Source organism: Actinoplanes sp. NPDC049548, assembly GCF_040676695.1.
Classification (GTDB): Bacteria; Actinomycetota; Actinomycetes; order Mycobacteriales; family Micromonosporaceae; genus Actinoplanes.
The window spans coordinates 234,538-252,293 of record NZ_JBFAPM010000008.1; the positions used below are offsets into that span (position 1 = coordinate 234,538).

General features: G+C 70.9%; 18 protein-coding genes and 1 tRNA gene. 10 read left to right on the forward strand and 9 right to left on the reverse strand.

Annotated elements, in window-relative coordinates; translation table 11 throughout:
• Window positions 1-53: 53 nt before the first annotated feature.
• On the reverse strand, window positions 54-1,073 hold the full coding sequence (locus AB0J80_RS18495; protein WP_364706047.1) for an aldo/keto reductase: 1,020 nt from the start codon (window positions 1,071-1,073) through the stop codon (window positions 54-56).
• Between the two features lie 98 nt (window positions 1,074-1,171).
• Between AB0J80_RS18495 and AB0J80_RS18500 the strand changes: the two genes are divergently transcribed.
• Window positions 1,172-1,747 carry a TetR/AcrR family transcriptional regulator gene (locus AB0J80_RS18500; RefSeq protein WP_364706049.1) on the forward strand — a complete coding sequence of 192 codons (576 nt, stop codon included), beginning with the start codon at window positions 1,172-1,174 and terminating at the stop codon, window positions 1,745-1,747.
• Here AB0J80_RS18500 and AB0J80_RS18505 read toward each other — a convergent pair.
• The gene (locus AB0J80_RS18505) at window positions 1,744-3,204 is read right to left on the reverse strand and encodes an FAD-binding oxidoreductase (RefSeq protein WP_364706051.1); all 1,461 of its coding nucleotides are present in this window, start codon (window positions 3,202-3,204) and stop codon (window positions 1,744-1,746) included. The two genes, AB0J80_RS18500 and AB0J80_RS18505, sit on opposite strands and share 4 nt — an antisense overlap.
• Before the next feature lie 25 nt (window positions 3,205-3,229).
• Complete coding sequence (locus AB0J80_RS18510) at window positions 3,230-4,024, reverse strand: isocitrate lyase/phosphoenolpyruvate mutase family protein (protein WP_364706053.1); 795 nt, start codon at window positions 4,022-4,024, stop codon at window positions 3,230-3,232.
• A 134-nt stretch (window positions 4,025-4,158) separates the two neighbouring features.
• Here AB0J80_RS18510 and AB0J80_RS18515 point away from each other — a divergent pair, with 134 nt between their 5' ends.
• From AB0J80_RS18515 to AB0J80_RS18540, 6 genes are all read left to right on the forward strand, one after another.
• Window positions 4,159-4,938 carry a polysaccharide deacetylase family protein gene (locus AB0J80_RS18515; RefSeq protein ID WP_364706055.1) on the forward strand — a complete coding sequence of 260 codons (780 nt, stop codon included), beginning with the start codon at window positions 4,159-4,161 and terminating at the stop codon, window positions 4,936-4,938.
• 4 nt (window positions 4,939-4,942) lie between these two features.
• Complete coding sequence (locus AB0J80_RS18520) at window positions 4,943-6,019, forward strand: LCP family protein (protein ID WP_364706058.1); 1,077 nt, start codon at window positions 4,943-4,945, stop codon at window positions 6,017-6,019.
• Window positions 6,020-6,119: 100 nt separating this feature from the next.
• Entirely contained in the window at window positions 6,120-6,806 is a 687-nt protein-coding gene (locus AB0J80_RS18525) for a polysaccharide deacetylase family protein (protein ID WP_364706061.1), read from the forward strand.
• Window positions 6,807-7,015: 209 nt separating this feature from the next.
• Complete coding sequence (locus AB0J80_RS18530) at window positions 7,016-7,342, forward strand: hypothetical protein (RefSeq protein WP_364706064.1); 327 nt, start codon at window positions 7,016-7,018, stop codon at window positions 7,340-7,342.
• 239 nt (window positions 7,343-7,581) lie between these two features.
• Window positions 7,582-8,514, forward strand: a complete 933-nt coding sequence (locus AB0J80_RS18535) for a copper transporter (RefSeq protein ID WP_364706066.1) — start codon at window positions 7,582-7,584, stop codon at window positions 8,512-8,514.
• 203 nt (window positions 8,515-8,717) lie between these two features.
• Window positions 8,718-9,368, forward strand: coding sequence for a hypothetical protein (locus tag AB0J80_RS18540; protein ID WP_364706068.1), 651 nt, complete (start codon window positions 8,718-8,720; stop codon window positions 9,366-9,368).
• A gap of 143 nt (window positions 9,369-9,511) precedes the next feature.
• Here the strand turns inward: AB0J80_RS18540 and AB0J80_RS18545 are convergent.
• Window positions 9,512-9,587, reverse strand: a tRNA-Lys gene (locus tag AB0J80_RS18545).
• 156 nt (window positions 9,588-9,743) lie between these two features.
• Here AB0J80_RS18545 and AB0J80_RS18550 point away from each other — a divergent pair.
• Window positions 9,744-11,030 (forward strand): Ig-like domain-containing protein, encoded by a 1,287-nt coding sequence (locus tag AB0J80_RS18550; protein WP_364706316.1) that lies wholly within the window; start codon window positions 9,744-9,746, stop codon window positions 11,028-11,030.
• Window positions 11,031-11,110: 80 nt separating this feature from the next.
• Window positions 11,111-12,349: an Ig-like domain-containing protein gene (locus tag AB0J80_RS18555; RefSeq protein ID WP_364706070.1), complete on the forward strand. Its 1,239-nt coding sequence runs from the start codon at window positions 11,111-11,113 to the stop codon at window positions 12,347-12,349.
• Between the two features lie 8 nt (window positions 12,350-12,357).
• Here AB0J80_RS18555 and AB0J80_RS18560 read toward each other — a convergent pair whose 3' ends face one another.
• Window positions 12,358-12,726, reverse strand: coding sequence for a hypothetical protein (locus AB0J80_RS18560; RefSeq protein WP_364706072.1), 369 nt, complete (start codon window positions 12,724-12,726; stop codon window positions 12,358-12,360).
• Window positions 12,727-12,825: 99 nt separating this feature from the next.
• Here AB0J80_RS18560 and AB0J80_RS18565 point away from each other — a divergent pair, with 99 nt between their 5' ends.
• Window positions 12,826-13,596: a nucleotidyltransferase domain-containing protein gene (locus AB0J80_RS18565; protein ID WP_364706075.1), complete on the forward strand. Its 771-nt coding sequence runs from the start codon at window positions 12,826-12,828 to the stop codon at window positions 13,594-13,596.
• On the opposite strand, the gene AB0J80_RS18570 is transcribed toward AB0J80_RS18565, so the two are convergent.
• The 4 genes from AB0J80_RS18570 to AB0J80_RS18585 all read right to left on the reverse strand — a co-directional run bounded on the left by AB0J80_RS18570 (window position 13,587) and on the right by AB0J80_RS18585 (window position 17,711).
• On the reverse strand, window positions 13,587-16,334 hold the full coding sequence (locus tag AB0J80_RS18570; RefSeq protein WP_364706077.1) for a tetratricopeptide repeat protein: 2,748 nt from the start codon (window positions 16,332-16,334) through the stop codon (window positions 13,587-13,589). The genes AB0J80_RS18565 and AB0J80_RS18570 overlap by 10 nt on opposite strands.
• 120 nt (window positions 16,335-16,454) lie before the next feature.
• Entirely contained in the window at window positions 16,455-16,817 is a 363-nt protein-coding gene (locus AB0J80_RS18575; RefSeq protein WP_364706080.1) for a nuclear transport factor 2 family protein, read from the reverse strand.
• Between the two features lie 69 nt (window positions 16,818-16,886).
• Window positions 16,887-17,240 carry a PRC-barrel domain-containing protein gene (locus AB0J80_RS18580; protein ID WP_364706083.1) on the reverse strand — a complete coding sequence of 118 codons (354 nt, stop codon included), beginning with the start codon at window positions 17,238-17,240 and terminating at the stop codon, window positions 16,887-16,889.
• Window positions 17,241-17,279: 39 nt separating this feature from the next.
• Window positions 17,280-17,711 carry a response regulator gene (locus tag AB0J80_RS18585; RefSeq protein ID WP_364706086.1) on the reverse strand — a complete coding sequence of 144 codons (432 nt, stop codon included), beginning with the start codon at window positions 17,709-17,711 and terminating at the stop codon, window positions 17,280-17,282.
• Window positions 17,712-17,756: the final 45 nt, after the last annotated feature.

A 17,756-nucleotide genomic window follows, 5' to 3' on the forward strand; every position in this document is an offset into this window, starting at 1 on the left:
TGAAGCTCGATGTGTCAGAAATGCTAACGCTCGTTAAGGAACATTTCCAGATCTCATCGGCGCCGCAGTGCCGGATCGAGCAGAGCGGGTGGGGTGTCGAACTTCTCGTCCGCGGCCAGGTCCACTCCCGGGGCGACGATCGTGTCGATGGCGTCCAGCACGTCGGCCGAGAGGGCCGTGTCGGCGGCCGCGAGCTGCGATCGCAGGTGCTCCACCGTACGGGGGCCGATGATCGCGCTGGTGACCGCGGGATGCGCGGTGACGAACCCGAGCGCGAGCTGGATCAGCGTCAGGCCGGCTTGTTCGGCGACCTTGACCAGCTGTTCGACGGCGTCCAGCCGGGCGCGGTTGCCGGGGCGGGTGAGGTCGAAACGCTGCGGCAGGACGCGGGAGCGGTTCGTGCTGATCTCCCGGCCGGCGCGGACCGCCCCCGACAGCCACCCCGAGGCGAGAGGGCTCCACGCCAGGACGCCCATGCCGTAGTCCTGGGTCACCGGCAGCACGTGGCTTTCGACGCCTCGTTGCAGGATCGAGTAGCTGGGCTGCTCGGTGACGTACCGGCTCAGGTGGTTCTCGCGGGCGGCCCACTGTGCCTGCACGATGCGGTAGGCGGGGAAGGTCGAGGAGCCGAAGTAGCGGATCTTGCCCGAGCGCTGCAGGTCCGTCAGGGCGGACAGCGTCTCCTCGTCGCTGGTGGCCGGGTCCCAGCGGTGGATCTGGTAGAGGTCCACGTGGTCGACGCCGAGCCGGCGCAGGCTCGCGTCCAGCTCTCTGGTCAGCCAGCGGCGCGAGCTGCCCTGGTGGTTGCGTTCGTCGCCCATCGGCATGGTGGCCTTCGTGGCCAGCACGATGTCGTCGCGGCGCCCGGCGATGGCCTGGCCGACCATCTCCTCGGACTGGCCGGCGCTGTACATGTCGGCGGTGTCGATGAGGTTGACACCCGCTTCCAGTGCGGCGTCGACGATGGCCGTGGCCTCGTCCTGGGTGGTGTCGCCGATCTTCCCGAAGTTCATCGCGCCGAGCGCGAGGGTGCTGACCTGGACCCCGGTGCGGCCGAGGGTGCGGTACTGCATGGCGGTTCCTCCTGTACGCTGTAAGCGGAGCACTGTTCCGCTCTGCACGATACGGAGCAGCGTTCCGCTTTACCAGGAGTGTGGTGGAGGTAACGGGGATGTCCGAGGCAGGGTCGCCGGCGCCGCGCAAGCGCGCGGACGCGCGGCGCAACGAGAAGACCCTGTTGGATGCGGCCGCCGCGGCTTTCATCGCTTCGGGCGTGGATGTTCCGGTACGCGACATCGCGGCCAGAGCGGGAGTCGGCGTCGGCACGATCTACCGCCACTTCCCGACCCGCGCGGACCTCATCGTGGCCGTGTACCGGCACCAGGTCGAAGCCTGCGCTGAAGCGGGACCGGCGTTGCTGGCCGACAGCGACAGCCCGCATGCCGCCCTGACGCAGTGGATCGACCTGTTCGTCGACTTCCTGGTCACCAAGCACGGCTTGGCGGGGGCGATGCAGTCCGACGACGCCGCCTTCACGACGCTGCACGCGTACTTCCTGGACCGCCTCGTCCCCGTCTGCGACCGGCTGCTCGACGCCGCGGCCGCCGCCGGGGAGATCCACGCCGGCATGGACGCGTACCAGCTGATGCGGGGCGTGGGGAACCTGTGCATCGGGGCCGAGAACAACCCCCGCTACGACGCCCGTCGCCTGGTGGGACTGCTGATCGCCGGCCTGCGCGCCCGTTAGAGCGCGTACGGGCTCCGGAACAGCCGGTCCGGGTCGACCGCGGCGCGGATCCGGCGCAACGTGTCGAGGTGCGGGCCGTAGTACCGGGATAGCAGCGCGGCGCCCGGCTCCAGATAGTTGACGTACCGCCCGGCGGACCACTTGGCCAGCGCGCGATGGCCGCCGTCGATCCAGGCGTACGCGTCGCGCACGGTGGCGGCGTCCCGCGCAGCCGGCTTGACCAGCCACTGCAGCATCGTGTGAGCGCCGCGCCAGGGAAACGCGGTGGCGTCGACCGGCACCCGCGCGACCGCCCCGGTCATCCGCTTGAACTTGGCCACCCCCGGCCGCCGGTCCCGCGCCCGTCGCTCCACGGCGGCCAGCAGTGCGGCGATCGCGTCGGCGGGCAGTGCCTGCCGGAACACGTCGCTGCCGACGAGCTCGGTGGACCGGTCGCCGCAGTCGCCCGACTCGTCGCACCCGGCCCGGTCGTGGACCACGTCCAGGTAGGCGCGGCGGTCCACGGTCGTCGTGGCGGGGTCGCGGCGGATAGCCCGGACGATCGCGTCCACCTCGGCGTCGGCCGTACCGTCCAGCACGAACCCGGAGATCCGGACCGACCGGCGTCCGCGGGCGTCCGCGGCGAACTGGCAGGCGGACCAGGTCCGGTCGGGCGCGGTGGCCAGCCGGGCCTGCCAGCCGGCGGCGACCGCCGCGGCATCGGCCCACGGGTACGACAGCACGAAAGAGCCGACGGTGCCCAGCGGATGGGTACGCATCCGCCACCGCGTGACCACCCCGAACTGCCCGCCACCACCGCCGCGCAGGGCCCAGAACAGCGCCGGCTCCCGGGCTGCGTCCACAGTGCGATGCCGGCCGTCCGCGGTGACCACGTCGGCCGCGATCACGGTGTCGCACGTCAGCCCGTACGCGGAAGCACCCATGCCGATCCCGCCACCCAGCGTGATCCCGCCGATCCCGACCGTGCCGCACGACCCGGCCGGGACGGAGACCTTGTGCGCGCCCAGCGTGTCGTAGACGTCGATCAGCCGCGCGCCGCCCCCGATCAGTGCGGTCCGGGTGGCCGCGTCGTAGCCCACCGCCGACAACCGGCGCAGGTCGAGGACCAGACCGGTGGTGCTGGTGGAGGCGCCGACGTACGAGTGCCCACCGCCGCGCGGCACCACCGGTACGCCGAAGCGGCGGGCGAAGGCGAGCACTTCGACGACGTCGGCCGGGCCGGCGCAGCGGGCGACCGCGGGCGGCCGGACCCCGTCGAACCGGGGGTCGAAGAGGCGGCGCGCGGGGTCGTAACCGGCACTGCCGGGCCGTTCCAGCGCACCGTCAAGGCCGGCGGCGAGAGCCTGCCAGTCCTGGGTGGCCGGCCCGCCGCTGCGCCCGGACGCGCCGGCGGCCAGCGGAACGGCAAGCCCACTCAACCCGGCGGCACCCAGAAGAACACGACGCGACATTCCCATGGCGCAATGCTCTCATAAGGGACATTCAGCCTCGAAGGGCTGCCGACAGCTCCTCGCCGGTCAGGGCCCGCTCCCGAAACGTCGTCGTCCCGGAGCTCAGCAGCTCGCGGGCGGCGTCGCGCAGAGCGCCGTACGCGGCCCACGCGAGCGCGCCTCCGGTCGACACACGGCGTACGCCCAGCGTCCCGAGCTCCGCGACCGGCGGTGCGCCCGCGACGGCGAGGACATTCACGGGTGCCGCCACCGACTCGACCAGGCGGCCGATGTCCGCCGGCGACGTCAGGCCCGGCGCGTACAGCACGTCGGCCCCCGCGTCCCGGTACGCGCGCAGCCGGTCGATGGTGTCGTCGAGGCCGGCGTGCCCGTACAGGTGGTTCTCCGCGCGGGCGGTCAGCACGACGCCGTGCCGCCGGCATGCCCGGGCCGCCGCGGCGACCCGTTCGGTGGCGAGCTGCTTCGTGACGACCAGCTGCGCGGCCGGGTCGTAGTCCTCGATGGAGATGCCGGCCGCACCCGCCTGAGCCAGCAGGTCCACGGTCTCCGCTATGCCGTCCGCGCTGTCGGCGAAGCACCACTCCGCGTCCACGCTCACCGGGACCGTGACCGCCGACGTGACGGCGGCGACGTGCGCGACCAGCTCGTCCCGGGTGACCTGCTGGTCCAGCCTGCCCAGGCTCGCGGCCAGCCCCGACGACGTGGTGGCCAGCGCGGGGAACCCGAGGTGCTCGAGGAGCCGGGCCGAGCCCGCGTCCCAGGGGTTCGGCATGACGAAGATGCCGGAGATGTGCAGGGCACGGAACCGATCGCGCGGCGAAGTCATGAGGCCACCCTGCCAGCGGTGAAAGTCGGGATCCAAACGAGTTCCTGATATCCCTCCGCGAGACTCCGAGCACTTCGTGATCAAGCCGCCGCTGCCCCCGCAGCGGCCGCGCGAAGCCGGAGGTGGTGACGCGGATGATGCAACGACCAGGCGGCAGCCGGCGGGCGTTCCTCGCGCTCGGTGGTCTCACGCTGCTCAGCGCCTGTGCGGCGGAACAGCCGCAAGTGCCCGGCCCGAGCCCGAGCACCGTTCCACCTTCGTCGCCACCGGCACCCCCGCCGCCCTCGCCGACGCCCACGAGCATCCCGGTGCAGCGGAAACCGCGGTACGTGGTGCCCGCCTCGTCGGCGCACCCGGGTTCCAAGGTGGTGGCGCTGACCCTCGACGACGGCCCGGATCCCAGCTATACGCCCGAGGTGCTGAAGATCCTGCACAAGCATCACATCAGCGCGACCTTCTTCGTGATCGGGCAGAGCGCGGCGGCCCACCCCGGCCTGATCCGGTCTCTTGTGGACGCCGGACACACCGTCGGCACCCACACGTGGTCGCACGCGAACCTCCGCAAGCTGTCCGCCGCCAAGGTGCGAACCGAGATACGGCGCGCCGTCGACACCGTGGCCGCGACGACCGGCCGGGCGCCGAGCCTGTTCCGCGCGCCGTACGGCAACTGGTCGCGTACCGTCTTCCAGGAATGCGCCGCGATGGGGCAGACCTCGATCGCCTGGGACGTCGACCCGCGGGACTGGGACGACGCCAGCGCGGCACACATCAGTTCCGAGGTCCTGGACCAGGTCGGGAACCGGTCGATCGTGCTCACCCACGACGGGGGCGGCGACCGGTCGCCCACGGTGCAGGCTCTGCGGCACTTCGTACCCGTGCTCCTCGACTCCGGCTACAAGTTCGTGGGGGTGTGACGGCATGGTCGCACGTTCACCGAGGCGCCGCTGGCGGCTGGTGCTCGCCCTGGTCGTCGCCCTGCTGGCCACCGGATCCGTGGCGGCGGTGGCGGGCATGCACCTGCTCGCCGGCCGCTACGACAGCGCGGTCAAGCGCGCCGACCTGCTTCCCGCGCCGACCCGCTCCGGCGGCCGGACGGAACCGCCGAAGGTACGCGGACCGATGAACCTCCTGCTCATCGGCTCGGACAGCCGCAAGCGCGACGAACCCGGCGAAGGGCGCAGCGACGTCATCATCCTCGTCCACGTCCCCGAGTCGACCAAGCACGCCTACGTGATCTCCGTGCCCCGCGACACCTACCTGCCGATCGCCACGGCCGACGGCGACCGCGGCAACCGCAACAAGGTCAATGCGGCCTTCGCCTGGGGCGGTGCGCCCCGGCTCGTGCAGACCCTCGAACACTTCAGCGGCCTCACGGTCGACTGGCCGGTCATCGTGGACTTCGCCGGGGTGCGGAAGCTCACCGACCTCGTCGGCGGGGTCGACGTCGTCGTGGACAAGACGGCCGTCGACCGGTACCGCTTCCTGCCCGAGAACAGCCCGTACCCATCGGCTCCGTGCACCGACCCGCAGGGCCGCTCCCGCCGCTGCGTGGTCTTCCACGCCGGCAAGGTGCATCTCGACGGCAAGCTCGCGGAATATTACGTACGCCAGCGCAGGGGCCTGCCCAACGACGACTTCGACCGGGCCAAGCGGCACCAGCAGTACCTGCGGGCGCTCGCCGAGAAGATCGCCGACCAGAACCTGGTCACCGACCCGCTGGCCCTGGACCGGCTGGTGCGGGCCGCGGCGGGCATGCTCACGGTGGACCGCACCATGCCCGTGCAACGCCTGGCGTTCACGCTGCGCAGCCTGGGCCCGAAGGACCTGACCTTCATGACCCTGCCCATCGCGGAGAACCGGAACGTACCCGGGGTCGGCGCGGTGATGGTGCCCGACGAGGAGCAATGCCAGGAGCTGTTCGCGGCGGTTCGCGACGGCAAGCTTTCACAGTACGTGCGCAGGCACCCACCGAACGACGTCACGCACGGCCGCTGAGGGGGAATGTCGCCCACCGAACGGCCAAAATGGTAACGCGGTGCTACCACCCCGGGGCGGTTGTTACCTAGCGTCCCGGCGAACCGAAGGGGAGTGGGCGATGCGCCGGGTGGCTGTCACAGTGAGCACGATCTTCCTGACCTGGGTGGTGGGGTTCGGGTCTTCCCCGGTGCAGGCGGCGGTGCCCCCGCTCGCCGCCTCACCGCAGGCCTCGAAGGTGGCGGTCGCCCGCCGAACGGTCTACCTCACCTTCGACGACGGACCGTCCGCCACCTGGACGCCGCGTTACCTCGCCGTGCTCGAGAAGTACGGCGCCAAGGCCACGTTCTTCGCCACCGGAGCGAACGTCAGAGCGCACCCTCGAACCACCGCCCGCATCCACCGCGAAGGACACCTGCTCGCCAACCACACCTGGAGCCACGCCAACCTGACCCGGCTGAGCAAGGGGGCGGCGAAAAGCCAACTCACCCGTACGCAGAGCGCGCTCGGCCCCTACAAGACCCACTGCATGCGTCCGCCGTACGGTGCCACCAACACGACGGTCCGGCGCTGGACCAAGGAGGCCGGCCTCAAGACGGTGCTGTGGGACGTCGACACCCGCGACTGGGAGGACTCGCAAACCGCGACCGGCATCTACAACCGGGTCATCCGCGGCGTGCACAACGGCTCCACAGTGCTCATGCATGACGGCGGAAACTCGCAGCGAGACACCCTGGCTGCTCTCAAGCGGATCCTGCCGAAGCTGAAGAGCATGGGCTACGTCTTCAAGGTTCTGCCCGACTGCTAGGCCTGGCGAGGCCCTTGACCCGGCTGGATTCTGGCGGCAGCGGCGGGGATTTTGTGACGACATTCACTTCACTGTGGACAGTGGTCTATTTGTTTGCTATCGCATGAGGGTGCATTCCGCCCGTGGACATGCGCGGATCATGTGCGATACCGTTCCAGCTGATCATCGAGGCTCGTCGACGAGTCCATTCCACGGAAAGGGTGAAGTATATGCGTGCGAGAATCCCCACGCTGATCGTTGGTGTCGTCGGAATTTCCGCTTCCGCGATAGTCGGGCTGGCTTCACCCGCTCAGGCTGCTTTCTACGAGTGCTACTCGGGCTACGTCGAGAGCCACGGCGGAACGTACGCCTACTGCATGGGTGGTTCGGGAGAGCTGCGATCCCTTGCCACGTGCATCAAGCCGACTGTCCCGAACCAGAAGGTGACCGCCCGCGGCGTGTGGGTCAAGGCCATCAACAACGGTGGAACGATCTCGTACGCCAATTGCCCGTCGTCTCAGCCGCTGGCCATCGCCCAGGGCTGGGAAAAGCGGTAGTACGACCTCTCCGGGGCGGCGCCGTTTCCTGACGGCCCTGCCCCGAGGTGGTCGAACAGGTCGCCGCCCGGGTAGCGACGAATTTCCTCACTCCGCCGAGCCGATCACCGCCGGAAGCGTGAGCAGGACCAGTCATCGGCGACGTATGCGATGGCCTTTGTCCTCGCCGTGGTTTCCGCGTGTTGCGGAACAATCGCGCCCGACAGCTGGACCCTGTTCGGAACTCTCAAGGGCTTCTTGTGATCAACTTCCGCTATCACGTGGTGTCGCTCGCCGCGGTGTTCCTGGCCCTGGCCCTCGGCCTGGTGGTGGGCACCGCAGCGCTCAACGGGCCGGTGGCCGACCGGCTGGAGGCGCAGATCTCCGCGTTGGGCAAGGACAACAGCAACAAGCGCAACGAGATCGAGCAGTATCGCGAGGAGCTCGACCGCGGCCAGGACTTCGCCGTCGGGATCGCCCCGGAGCTGCTCGGGGGGAAGCTGGCCGGCCGTAAGCTCGCGGTGCTGGTGCTGCCGAACACGTCCGACTACGCCGACCGGTTGATCGAGATGCTCACCGTGGCCGACGCCACGGTCACCGCCAAGATCACGGTGAACGACAAGTTCTTCGACCCGAACATCGATTTCGAGCTGCTCGGTCTGGCCGAGAAGGCGAAGCAGCCGACCATCCAGCTCGACGGGCTGCCGCAGAACAGCAACGGCGTCGAGACAGCCGGCGCCCAGCTCGCACTCGCGCTGCTGCAGCGCGCCGGCACCAGCCAGGCGAGCGCCGGCGACGTGACCGCGGTCCTCACCGCGTACGCGAAGCAGGGCTATCTCGCGGTCGACGACAAGGCGACCGGCGGCGCCGACGGCACCGTGATCATCTCCGGGTCGCCGCCGGTGGACAAGGACGCGGCGAAGAAGAACCAGTCCGCGGTCACCCTGGCCGAGCAGTTCAAGAGCCGGCCGCTGGTGATCGCCGGAACAGGCGTCGGCGACGGCAACCTGATCTCCGCGGTGCGCGGCGACCCGAGCCTGGTTCAGGCAATCTCCACGGTGGACAACGCGAGCACCGCGGACGGCCAGGTCGCCACCGCGCTGACCTGCATCGAGCGGCTGGTGCACAACAAGGTCGGCCAGTACGGGCTGAACCCCGGCGCCGCCGGACTGGTGCCCGAGGCCGCGCGGTAGCCAGCCGCTCCCTGCGCGGTCCTTCCGGCCGCATTGAGCCTGCAGCGGTCCGCTCGCCCGGCCGGAGAGGTGATGCCGCAGGGCGGTTCGGATGACGTGCCGAGGGGGTCGTGGACCTTAGGCTCCGCTGGTGCCTGAGCTGCCCGGACCACCGACTCTCGCCGGACTCCTCCATGTCGTCGAGTGAGCCTGGTCGAGAACCGATGCGCGAGGTCGAGCTGAACATGGCACCGTCTTCGCCACGGGTACGGGCGCCGCTACGGGCCGGCGTCGCGTTCGTGGCGGCTGTCCTTCTGACGGTGGCGTACGGGAATATGGCCGACCTCGTGGTTCTGCACGACCATCCCCTTCCCACCTTGGTCTTCGGGCCGGCGTTATGGGTGCTGCTCGCCCTGGCCGTGACGATGCTCGTTCCCTCCGACCTCCGGAGCCGATCGGCCGTCGCCTGGGCGTTCGGCGGTACCGGGCTTGCCGTCCTCCTCATAGGGTGCGTCGGTTTTGCCGCAACCTTCTTCGGGTTGGGGTTCGGGTCGTCGGGCCGGCACGGTGACCGGATCGATGTCGTCTCATCAGCGGACGGCCGCTACCAGGTCGAGGTGTTCGCCTGGGAGGCCGTACTGGGCGAGCCCGGCTGGGACGTCGTCATCTACCGCCGAGACGGCCTACGCGGCACGGAGGCGTCCGCAGGATGCCTGTTCTCGGAGGCGTCGGCGGACTACCGGGCAGTCCTGACGGTCGAAGCCGGTTTCGTTCGCATCGCTACCGAGGAGGGCTCCGTCGCCATCGCGTTCGACCCGACCACCATGCGAGTCACCCACCGTATTCCTGTGGATCTCTGCGGGGGATACGCGTAAGCACCAAGATCGCCCCGGTGCGATCCGCCGGCCGAGGTCACGGCCTCGACCAGGCGTTCGAAGAATTGGACAGGCCGTCGACGCCGACGTCCTACAAAAGATCGAGGCCGTATAGCCCGGAAGCTATACGGCCTGATCAACCATGGTGCGCCGCGTAGGACTTGAACCTACAACCCGCGGATTAAGAGTCCGCTGCTCTGCCAATTGAGCTAGCGGCGCTCGCCTGGCGACGGGAGAAACATTAACACGACCATCCGGCGCCCCCGAAATCGGGGGCCGGACATGATCGTCGTCGGCATGCCGCCCGCCGGTGGGCCCCGTCTGTTGCCGCGGTAGGGCAGGATGTGCCCGCGGAACGTGAGAACGGGGCAGAGGATGGGCGGCATGCGGCGGCGCTCGCTACTGGCGGTCGTGGCACTGGTGGTCGGGGCGCCGGTGGCGCTGGCGGGGTGTGGGAAGGGTGACGACAAGCCCGCTCAGGCTGCCTGGGTGGCGAGTGCGGGTCCGTCCGCCGGTCCGTCGGGGGGTCCGGATTCCGGGGCCGTCGGCGTGCAGAGCGGCGGGGCCGGCCCTTTCGAGCTGAGTGTGACGCCGGCCACCGGGAAGAAGGGCGTGCCGGTCAGCGCCGAGATCGGGTTGAAGGTCAGCGGCGGGAAGGTCGCGACCGTCGCCCTTGCGGACGACAAGGGCAAGGGTGTCGCCGGTGAGCTTCGGGAGGACGGTTCCGCCTGGGTGCCGGCCAAGCCGCTGAAGAACAGCAAGAAGTACGTGGCCACGGTCACCGCCGTGGACGGCGCCGGGCAGTCGAAGACCGCTACGACCACCTTCACCACCATGGGTGCGCCGGGGCGGAAGACCGGGACGGGGCTCTACCTGTTCGACGACCGTACGTACGGTGTCGCGATGCCCGTGGTGGTCGAGTTCAACCCCGGGATCAAGAAGAAGGACCGGGCCGCCGTACAGAAGCGGATGTTCGTCAAGAGTGCCCCGTCGCAGCCGGGGACCTGGTCGTGGACCTCGAGTGGCACCCAGGCCTTCTACCGTGCGCCCAAGTTCTGGCAGCCGGGCACCACGCTGGCCGTGCGCATCGCCGTGGGCGGGCTGCCCACCGGCGGGGGACGGTACGGCGACCGGGACCGGTCCGCCACGGCGAAGATCGGGCGGAGCCTGGTCATGAAGGTCGAGAACAAGACGAAGAAGATGACCGTGGTCGAGAACGGCAAGGTCGTCCGGACGATGCCGGTCAGCTTGGGGAAGAAGAGCACCCCGTCGTCCACCGGGACCATGGTGGTCATGGAGAAGAAGGCGGAGACCGTCTTCGACACCATCGCCGAGCTGGGGCCCGTGAACGGGTACCGCACCAAGATCGAGTACGCCCAGCGCCTGACGTGGTCCGGTCAGTACGTCCACGCGGCGTCGTGGTCGGTGGGCGCGCAGGGTCGCCGGAACGTGTCACACGGATGTGTCAACGTCTCTCCCTCGAACGCGCGGTGGTTGTTCGGCAAGACCCTGATCGGTGATCCGGTCACCGTTCGGGGTACGGAGGACAAGCTGGTCTATGGCAACGGCTGGACGGCATGGGACGTGAGCTGGGAAGAGTTCGTCAAGGGCAGTGCTCTCCCCGTCCCCGCCGAGCTGGCCGCCCAGAAGGGTCAGGACTGATCGCGGCACGAATCCGGGATTGGTGACCTGGCATCCATGACGGATGATGGTCGCCGGGACGACGCGTGGTGAGAGGGATCATGAGACTTCGGAATGTGACCGGCTCGGCCGGACGACGGCAGTGGCGCACCGCCGCGGCGGCGCTCGTGGCCGCGGGTGTCCTGCTGAGCGCCGGCTGCAGCGGTGACGACAAGTCCGCGACCCCCACCTGGCAGGGCGGTTCCGCCGGCCCCGGCGGCGAGGGGCAGCCCTCGCCGCAGCCCACGCAGAGCACGGTCTCCGTCACCTCGCCGGCCGCGAACGCGACCGGGGTGAAGGCGATCGCCGAGATCAAGTACGAGACCGAGGACCCGGGCAACACCTCGGTCGAGGTCAAGGACGCCGACGGCAACGAGGTCAAGGGCACCCTCGACAAGGACGAGAAGGTCTTCCGGCCGGCCAAGGCGCTGGGCTGGGGCAAGACCTACACGGTGACCGTCAACGGCACCCCGTCGGGCGACAAGGGCGGCTCCACGACCAGCTCCTTCACGGTCATGAAGAAGCCGTCGAAGCTGGTGCGGGTGTCGAGTTTCCTGGGCGACGGTCAGGTCGTCGGCGTGGGCATGCCGATGATCGTCAGGTTCGGCCGCTCCATCCCGCAGAAGTACCGCGCCGACGTCGAGCGCCGGATGGTCGTCACCGCGACGCCGGCGCAGGAGGGCACCTGGCACTGGACCAGCCCCACCGAGGTGCACTACCGGCCCAAGACCTACTGGAAGCCGTACACGAAGATCTTCTACAAGGTGCAGCTGGCCGGTGTGCCCATGGGCGACGGATGGTACGGCCGTTCCGACCTGACCGTGGACCTGAAGACCGGCCGCTCGTTCGTCATGTCGGTGGACAACAAGACCAAGCACATGACCGTGACGCAGGACGGCAAGAAGGTCAAGAGCATCCCCGTCAGCCTCGGCAAGAAGAGCACGCCGTCGTGGAGCGGCACGATGCTGATCATGGAGAAGAAGCGGCACACCGTCTTCGACACCATGGACGAGCTGCCCGAGGGCGAGGGCTACCGCACCGAGATCGACTACGCCCAGCGGATCACGTGGAGCGGCTCGTTCGTCCACTCCGCGAAGTGGTCGGAGGGCGTCCAGGGCCGCGTCAACGTCTCGCACGGCTGCGTCAACGTCTCGGAGGCGAACGCCAAGTGGCTCTTCGACCGCACGATGATGGGTGACCCGGTCATCGTCAAGAACACCGAGGTCAAGCTCAAGAACGGCAACGGCTGGACCGACTGGAACATGAGCTGGGACGACTACAAGAAGGGCAGCGCCCTCTAGGGCCGGTCCTAGCCCGCCGTCTCCAGCCCGGAGTCGGCGCAGACGGACACCATCTCGGCCGCGGCGGCGCTGACCGCGGCCACCAGGTCCGGTTCGTCCTCGCTGCCCTGCGCCTTCACCGCCTGCTCGTACGCCTGCTGGAGGCGGACCGCCGCGTCCGCCACCGGCGCGTCGGCGGTTGCGGTGGAGGCGCTCACGCCGGTGACCACGCCCGGCTGCATGAGGGTGCCGGCTCGTACGGCCTCGACGATCCTGCCGCAGGCCAGCGCTCCCGGCGGGTCGTCCGCGACGGCGGAGGAGGCCGGTGACGGGGCGGGCGACGCGGCCACGGGCACCGGGCCGCCGCCCGAACAGCCCGCGAGGGCCAGCACGGTCACGGAGCTTACGATGAGTCGTCGCCACACCACCTCACCGTAGGTCGCCGGCGGGTGTCGCGTCGGGTGTTCCGCTGGACACCCCTCGATACGGTCGCAACGGTGACCTCCACACTCGACGCTGACGTGGCGCGCACCTGCACCGCGTACCTGGCGCTCGCGGACCGCTACGAGCCGGGCCTCGTGCAGGGTCTCTACCTGCAGGGGTCGCTCGCGCTCGGCGACTACCGGCCCGGGGCCAGTGACATCGACTTTGTGGCGGTCACCTCCCGCACGCCGGATCCGCGAGCGCTGGAGGCGATCCACTCGGGGCTGCGGCGTACCCATGGCGGCACCGACTTCGACGGGGTCTACCTGCCGGAGGACGCGCTGCGCCGGGATCCGGACGTGGTGCCGGACGGGCCGTCGGTGCACGAGTGGCGGGTGGAGGCCGTGTCCCGCTTCGAACGCAACCTCGTCACCTGGCACGTGCTCGCGCAGGGCGGGATCGCGATCCGCGGGCCGGCGGTGGCCGAGCTCTGCGTGTACACCGACTGGCCGACGCTCGCCGCGGAGACGCGGGAGAACCTGGCGGGCTACTGGGCCGCGTGGCGCAACCGTGCGGCGCTGGGCCTGGCCGGGGCGGGCGACTGGGCCACCGCCTGGGGCGTGCTCGGGGTGGCCCGGCTGCGGCACACGCTCGCGGCCGGCCGCGTCACCGCCAAGACCGAGGCGGCCGGTTACGCCCTGCAGACGTACGGGCAGCGGTGGCACCGCATCGTCCGGGAGGCGCTGCGGATCCGCACCGGCGAGGGGGAGCCGCAGTACCGCAACCAGGTGCACCGGCACCTCGACATGATCCGGTTCGTGACCCACGTCCTGGATCACGCCTGAGCGTGGATCTTGGCCCGCACCTCCGCCGCGTCCGGGTGGTCGATGTCGGTGAAGATCTGCAGCGCCTGACGCCACACCTCCAGCGCCGCCGCCGGGTCGCCGGCCGCGTGATGGGTGTCGCCCTGATGGCTCAGGATGATGGCCTCGAGGCGGCGGTCGCCCTGCCGGTGGAACAGCTCCCGGGAGCGCCGGTAGCACCGGATCGCGTCGGCGTACTCGCCGAGGTGGTGATGCACGTAGCCGAGGCTGTCCCAGGAGTGGGCCGCCCCCGGCAGGTTCGCCGCCTCTTCCTGGATGTCCACCGCGCGCCGGCAGTAGGCGAGCGCCTCCGCGTAGTTGCCGAGCGTCACGTGGCACCAGCCCAGGTTGTTCAGCGCGGACGCCATGCCCGGCTGGTCGTCTATCTGGCCGTACCGTTCGAGGGCCTGCTTGCCGTGGTGCAGGGCCTCCTCGTAGTGGCCGAGGCGGCGGGCCGTGGTGCCGAGGTTGAGGTGGACCAGGGCGCGTTCGTCCGCCGCGCCGGCGTCACCGAAGAGCTCGAGGGCACGGTTCAGGTGCGGATGGGCCTCCTCGGGGCGGCCCAGCTCGCGGTACGCGTACCCGAGGTTGCAGTGGGTCCGGGCCTGCCAGAACGCGTCCCCGGCGCGCTCCGCGGCGCTCAGCGAGACCTCCAGGCAGGCGAGCCAGTCGCGGCCGTTCCACTGCCGCTCGAAGTAGGTGGCCAGCGCCCACGGCAGCAGCCAGGCGTGGGTGTCGAAGCCCTGCGCCGCGGTCAGGTCGACGGCGGCGCGCAGGCTGCGTTCCTCGGTGGCGAACCAGGCGAGCGCCGCCGGGACGTCGGGCAGCTCGGCCGGGACGACCCCGGGCGCGGCGGGCTCGGGGCGGTAGTGGAACCGGTGCCGGTGCGGATACAGGCGTTCGTCGCCGGCCAGCGCCGAGTGCAGGTAGTGGTCCAGAATGCGCCGGGTAGCGGCCCGGCGGTCCGCTACCGGGTCGTGGCGGTCGGCCAGTTCCTTCGCGTACGCCCGCAGCAGGTCGTGGCAGCCGTACCGCCCGGCGGGCTGCTCGACCAGCAGGTTGGCCTGCACCAGCCGGGTCAGCGGGCCACGGGCCTCGTCGGCCGGCACGCCGAGCAGCGCGGCGATCCCGGCCAGGCCCGCGTCCGGGCCCGGATGCAGCGCGAGCAGCCGGAACAGCCGGGCGGCCGAGGGGTCCAGGGTGCGGTAGGACCACGAGAACACCGCCCGGACGTCGGTCGCGGGATCGATGTCGGCCAGCGCATCGAGGCGGCGCCGGTCGCCGGTCAGCTCCTCGGCCACGGTGGAGAGGAATGCCTCGTCGGTGGCGGCCCGGGCGGCGGTGATGGCCAGGGCCAGCGGGAGGCCGGCGCAGGCGGCCAGGATCCGGGCCACCGCGGACGGTTCGGCCTCCACCCGGGATGAGCCGATGCGCCGGGCCAGCAGGTCGCGCGCCTCGCCGTCCGCGAGCGTCGCCAGGCGTACGGGATGGGCGCCCTCGGCCGCGACCAGCCCACCCAGCCGGCCGCGGCTGGTGACCAGCGCCAGGCAGCCGGCCGCGCCCGGCAGGAGCGGACGCACCTGCCCGGCGTCGGCGGCGTTGTCGAGCAGGATCAGCATGCGGCGGCCGCTGAGCAGGCTCCGGAAGAGCGCCGACTGGCCGGCCACGTCGGCGGGCATGCGCTGGGGGAGCACGCCCAGCGCCTCGAGGAAGCCGCGCAGCGCCTCGGCCGGCGGCGCGGGCGGGCCGCTCGGATCGAAGCCGCGCAGGTTGACGTAGAGCTGGCCGTCGGGGAACCGGTCCTGGACCCGATGCGCCCAGTGCACCGCCAGCGCGCTCTTGCCCACCCCGGCCGTGCCGGAGAGCGTGGCGACGACGGCCTCCTGCCCCACCCGGCCGAGCAGCTCGTCGAGGCGGGCCAGTTCCGCCCGGCGCCCGGTGAAGCCGCGGACGTCCATCGGGAGCTGCCGGGGACGGCCGGCCTCGGGGGCGGGCCGGCTCTGCATCGCCTGGCGCAGCTCGGCGCCCGGCGCGGTGCCGAGCTCGTCGTGCAGGCGTTGCCGGGTCCGGGCGAAGACCGCCTGCGCCTGCGCCTCCCGGCCGTCCCGGCGCAGGGTGCGGATCAGCAGTGCGGCGAGCGGTTCGACCAGCGGATGGTCGTCCAGCAGCGGGAGCAGCAGCTCCGCCACGGCGGCCGGTGCGGTGCCGAGGCCGAGCTCGACGGGGGCCAGCGCCAGCGCCGCGGCGAGCCGTTGCTGGGCCAGGTCGTCGCGCAGGTCCGCGGCCCAGTCGCCGCTCAGGCCGGCGAGGGGCTGATCGGTCCACAGTGCCAGCGCCTCGCGCAGGTACGCCGCGACCTCGGACGGGGCCAGGCCGCCCCGGCGGGACCGGGCGACCAGGTCACGGAAGCGGCTGAGGTCGACCTGGTCCGGGTCGGCGGCCAGGGCGTACCCGCCGTTGCGGAACTCCAGGCGGGGTGCGTCCGGGCCGATCTCCTCGAAGACCCGGCGCAGGCGCAGCACGTACGTGTGCAGGGCGTTGCGGACGGTACGAGGCGGCGTGCCGTCCCAGACCCGGTCGATGAGCTCCTCGAGCGGCACCGCCCGGCCGGGCTCGGCGGCGAGCGCCGCCAGCACCGCGCGCTGCTTCGCCGGGCCCAGCTCGACGCGCCGGCCGCCGGCCCACAGCTCGACCGGACCGAGCAGACGCAACTCCCACATGGGTTTCAGTCTTCATCAATCCGGATTTCAGCGGAACCGGGCATCATCGGGCCCGCTCGATGCACGGGGGTGGGTGGCGCTGCGGTCCCCCCTGCGGCGCCACCCAGAGCGTGCCGAGCCTCACACCACGCCGGCGTGCGCGGCGAGGATCCGCCAGCCGCCCGCACCGTCCCGGATCCAGGTGCGGGTGTAGCGCATCCGGGCATCGAACGGCACGCCGTCGATGCTGCCGCTCAGGCGACCCAGGAACCACGTCACGCCGGTGTCGCCGGCGACGACCACGTCCAGGTGCTCCTCGTGGAGGGAGTCGATGACCTGGGTGCCCTCGCGGTGCACCCGCAGGTCGTCGGCCTTCGAGTAGAGCTTGCCGTCCGGGCCGGTGAAGACCAGCCGGTCGTCGAGCAGCCGGTCGAGCGCGTCGACGTCGGAGGACACCTGGGCGGCCTGCAGCCGCCGTTCGGCATCGCGGAGTTCGTCGTCCATGCCGTCAGTTGTACCGGTCCCGCCGGTCACTTCGGCCGGACGAGCCGGTTCCAGGCGCGGTCCCGCCCGTCACTTCGGCTGGACGAGCCAGTTCCAGGCGCGGCGCAGGCCGTCGGCGAGGGAGTCGTCGTCCGTGGTCCTCGCGGCGGCGTCCTCGCTGGGCTCGGCGAGCTCGCCGGCCGGCACGGCGACGATCACGCCGTGGGCGAAGATGCCGTCGACCTGGTTCGCGGCGGCGTAGCGATGGCCGTCGCCGGTCTTCACGACGAGACCGTGGAAGATCTCCTCGCGGTCGTCGGACAGGACGTGCTCCACGGTGCCGACCCGGTCACCCGCGCGGTCGTAGACCGGGGTGCCGTCGGCCAGGACGAGGAACGACTGCGGTGCCCCGAGGTCCTCGGGGGCGGAATCGGTGTCGGCCATGCGTGAGCACGTACCCAGCCCGCCTGCCGGGTAACCGGGTCAGTCGACCGGAGGCAGCACGGCCACTTCGCGGTAGAAGCGGTCGATGGTGCGGACGGTCGACTCGAAGTCGTCCAGGGTGAACGGCTTCGTCACGTACGCGTTCGCCCGGTGCTGGTAGCTGGCGGCGATGTCCTGGTCGGCGCCGGACGTCGTCAGGATGACCACCGGGATGGTCTTGAGCCGGTCGTCGGTCTTGATGGCGGCGAGCGTCTCGCGGCCGTCCATCCGCGGCATGTTGAGGTCGAGGAGGATGAGGTCCGGGCGGTGCGCGTCCGCGTACGGATCGACGCGGCGCAGGTAGTCCAGCGCCTCCCGGCCGTCGGACACCCGGTTCACCGTCGTCCGCGTCTCGGCGTTCTCCAGCGCCTCCGAGATCATGAAGGCGTCGGCGTCATCGTCGTCGACGACGAGGATCTCGAGACTTCGCACCCTGCCCCCTTGTTTGCAGTTCGGCAAGCATAGGGGTGGGGGACC

Bases quoted from the DNA above. Each gene is read 5' to 3' on its own strand.
- AB0J80_RS18495 (WP_364706047.1), bottom strand. From the start codon at position 1,073: ATGCAGTACCGCACCCTCGGCCGCACCGGGGTCCAGGTCAGCACCCTC.
- AB0J80_RS18500 (WP_364706049.1), top strand. From the start codon at position 1,172: ATGTCCGAGGCAGGGTCGCCGGCGCCGCGCAAGCGCGCGGACGCGCGG.
- AB0J80_RS18505 (WP_364706051.1), bottom strand. From the start codon at position 3,204: ATGGGAATGTCGCGTCGTGTTCTTCTGGGTGCCGCCGGGTTGAGTGGG.
- AB0J80_RS18510 (WP_364706053.1), bottom strand. From the start codon at position 4,024: ATGACTTCGCCGCGCGATCGGTTCCGTGCCCTGCACATCTCCGGCATC.
- AB0J80_RS18515 (WP_364706055.1), top strand. From the start codon at position 4,159: ATGATGCAACGACCAGGCGGCAGCCGGCGGGCGTTCCTCGCGCTCGGT.
- AB0J80_RS18520 (WP_364706058.1), top strand. From the start codon at position 4,943: ATGGTCGCACGTTCACCGAGGCGCCGCTGGCGGCTGGTGCTCGCCCTG.
- AB0J80_RS18525 (WP_364706061.1), top strand. From the start codon at position 6,120: ATGCGCCGGGTGGCTGTCACAGTGAGCACGATCTTCCTGACCTGGGTG.
- AB0J80_RS18530 (WP_364706064.1), top strand. From the start codon at position 7,016: ATGCGTGCGAGAATCCCCACGCTGATCGTTGGTGTCGTCGGAATTTCC.
- AB0J80_RS18540 (WP_364706068.1), top strand. From the start codon at position 8,718: ATGCGCGAGGTCGAGCTGAACATGGCACCGTCTTCGCCACGGGTACGG.
- AB0J80_RS18550 (WP_364706316.1), top strand. From the start codon at position 9,744: ATGGGCGGCATGCGGCGGCGCTCGCTACTGGCGGTCGTGGCACTGGTG.
- AB0J80_RS18555 (WP_364706070.1), top strand. From the start codon at position 11,111: ATGAGACTTCGGAATGTGACCGGCTCGGCCGGACGACGGCAGTGGCGC.
- AB0J80_RS18570 (WP_364706077.1), bottom strand. From the start codon at position 16,334: ATGTGGGAGTTGCGTCTGCTCGGTCCGGTCGAGCTGTGGGCCGGCGGC.
- AB0J80_RS18575 (WP_364706080.1), bottom strand. From the start codon at position 16,817: ATGGACGACGAACTCCGCGATGCCGAACGGCGGCTGCAGGCCGCCCAG.
- AB0J80_RS18580 (WP_364706083.1), bottom strand. From the start codon at position 17,240: ATGGCCGACACCGATTCCGCCCCCGAGGACCTCGGGGCACCGCAGTCG.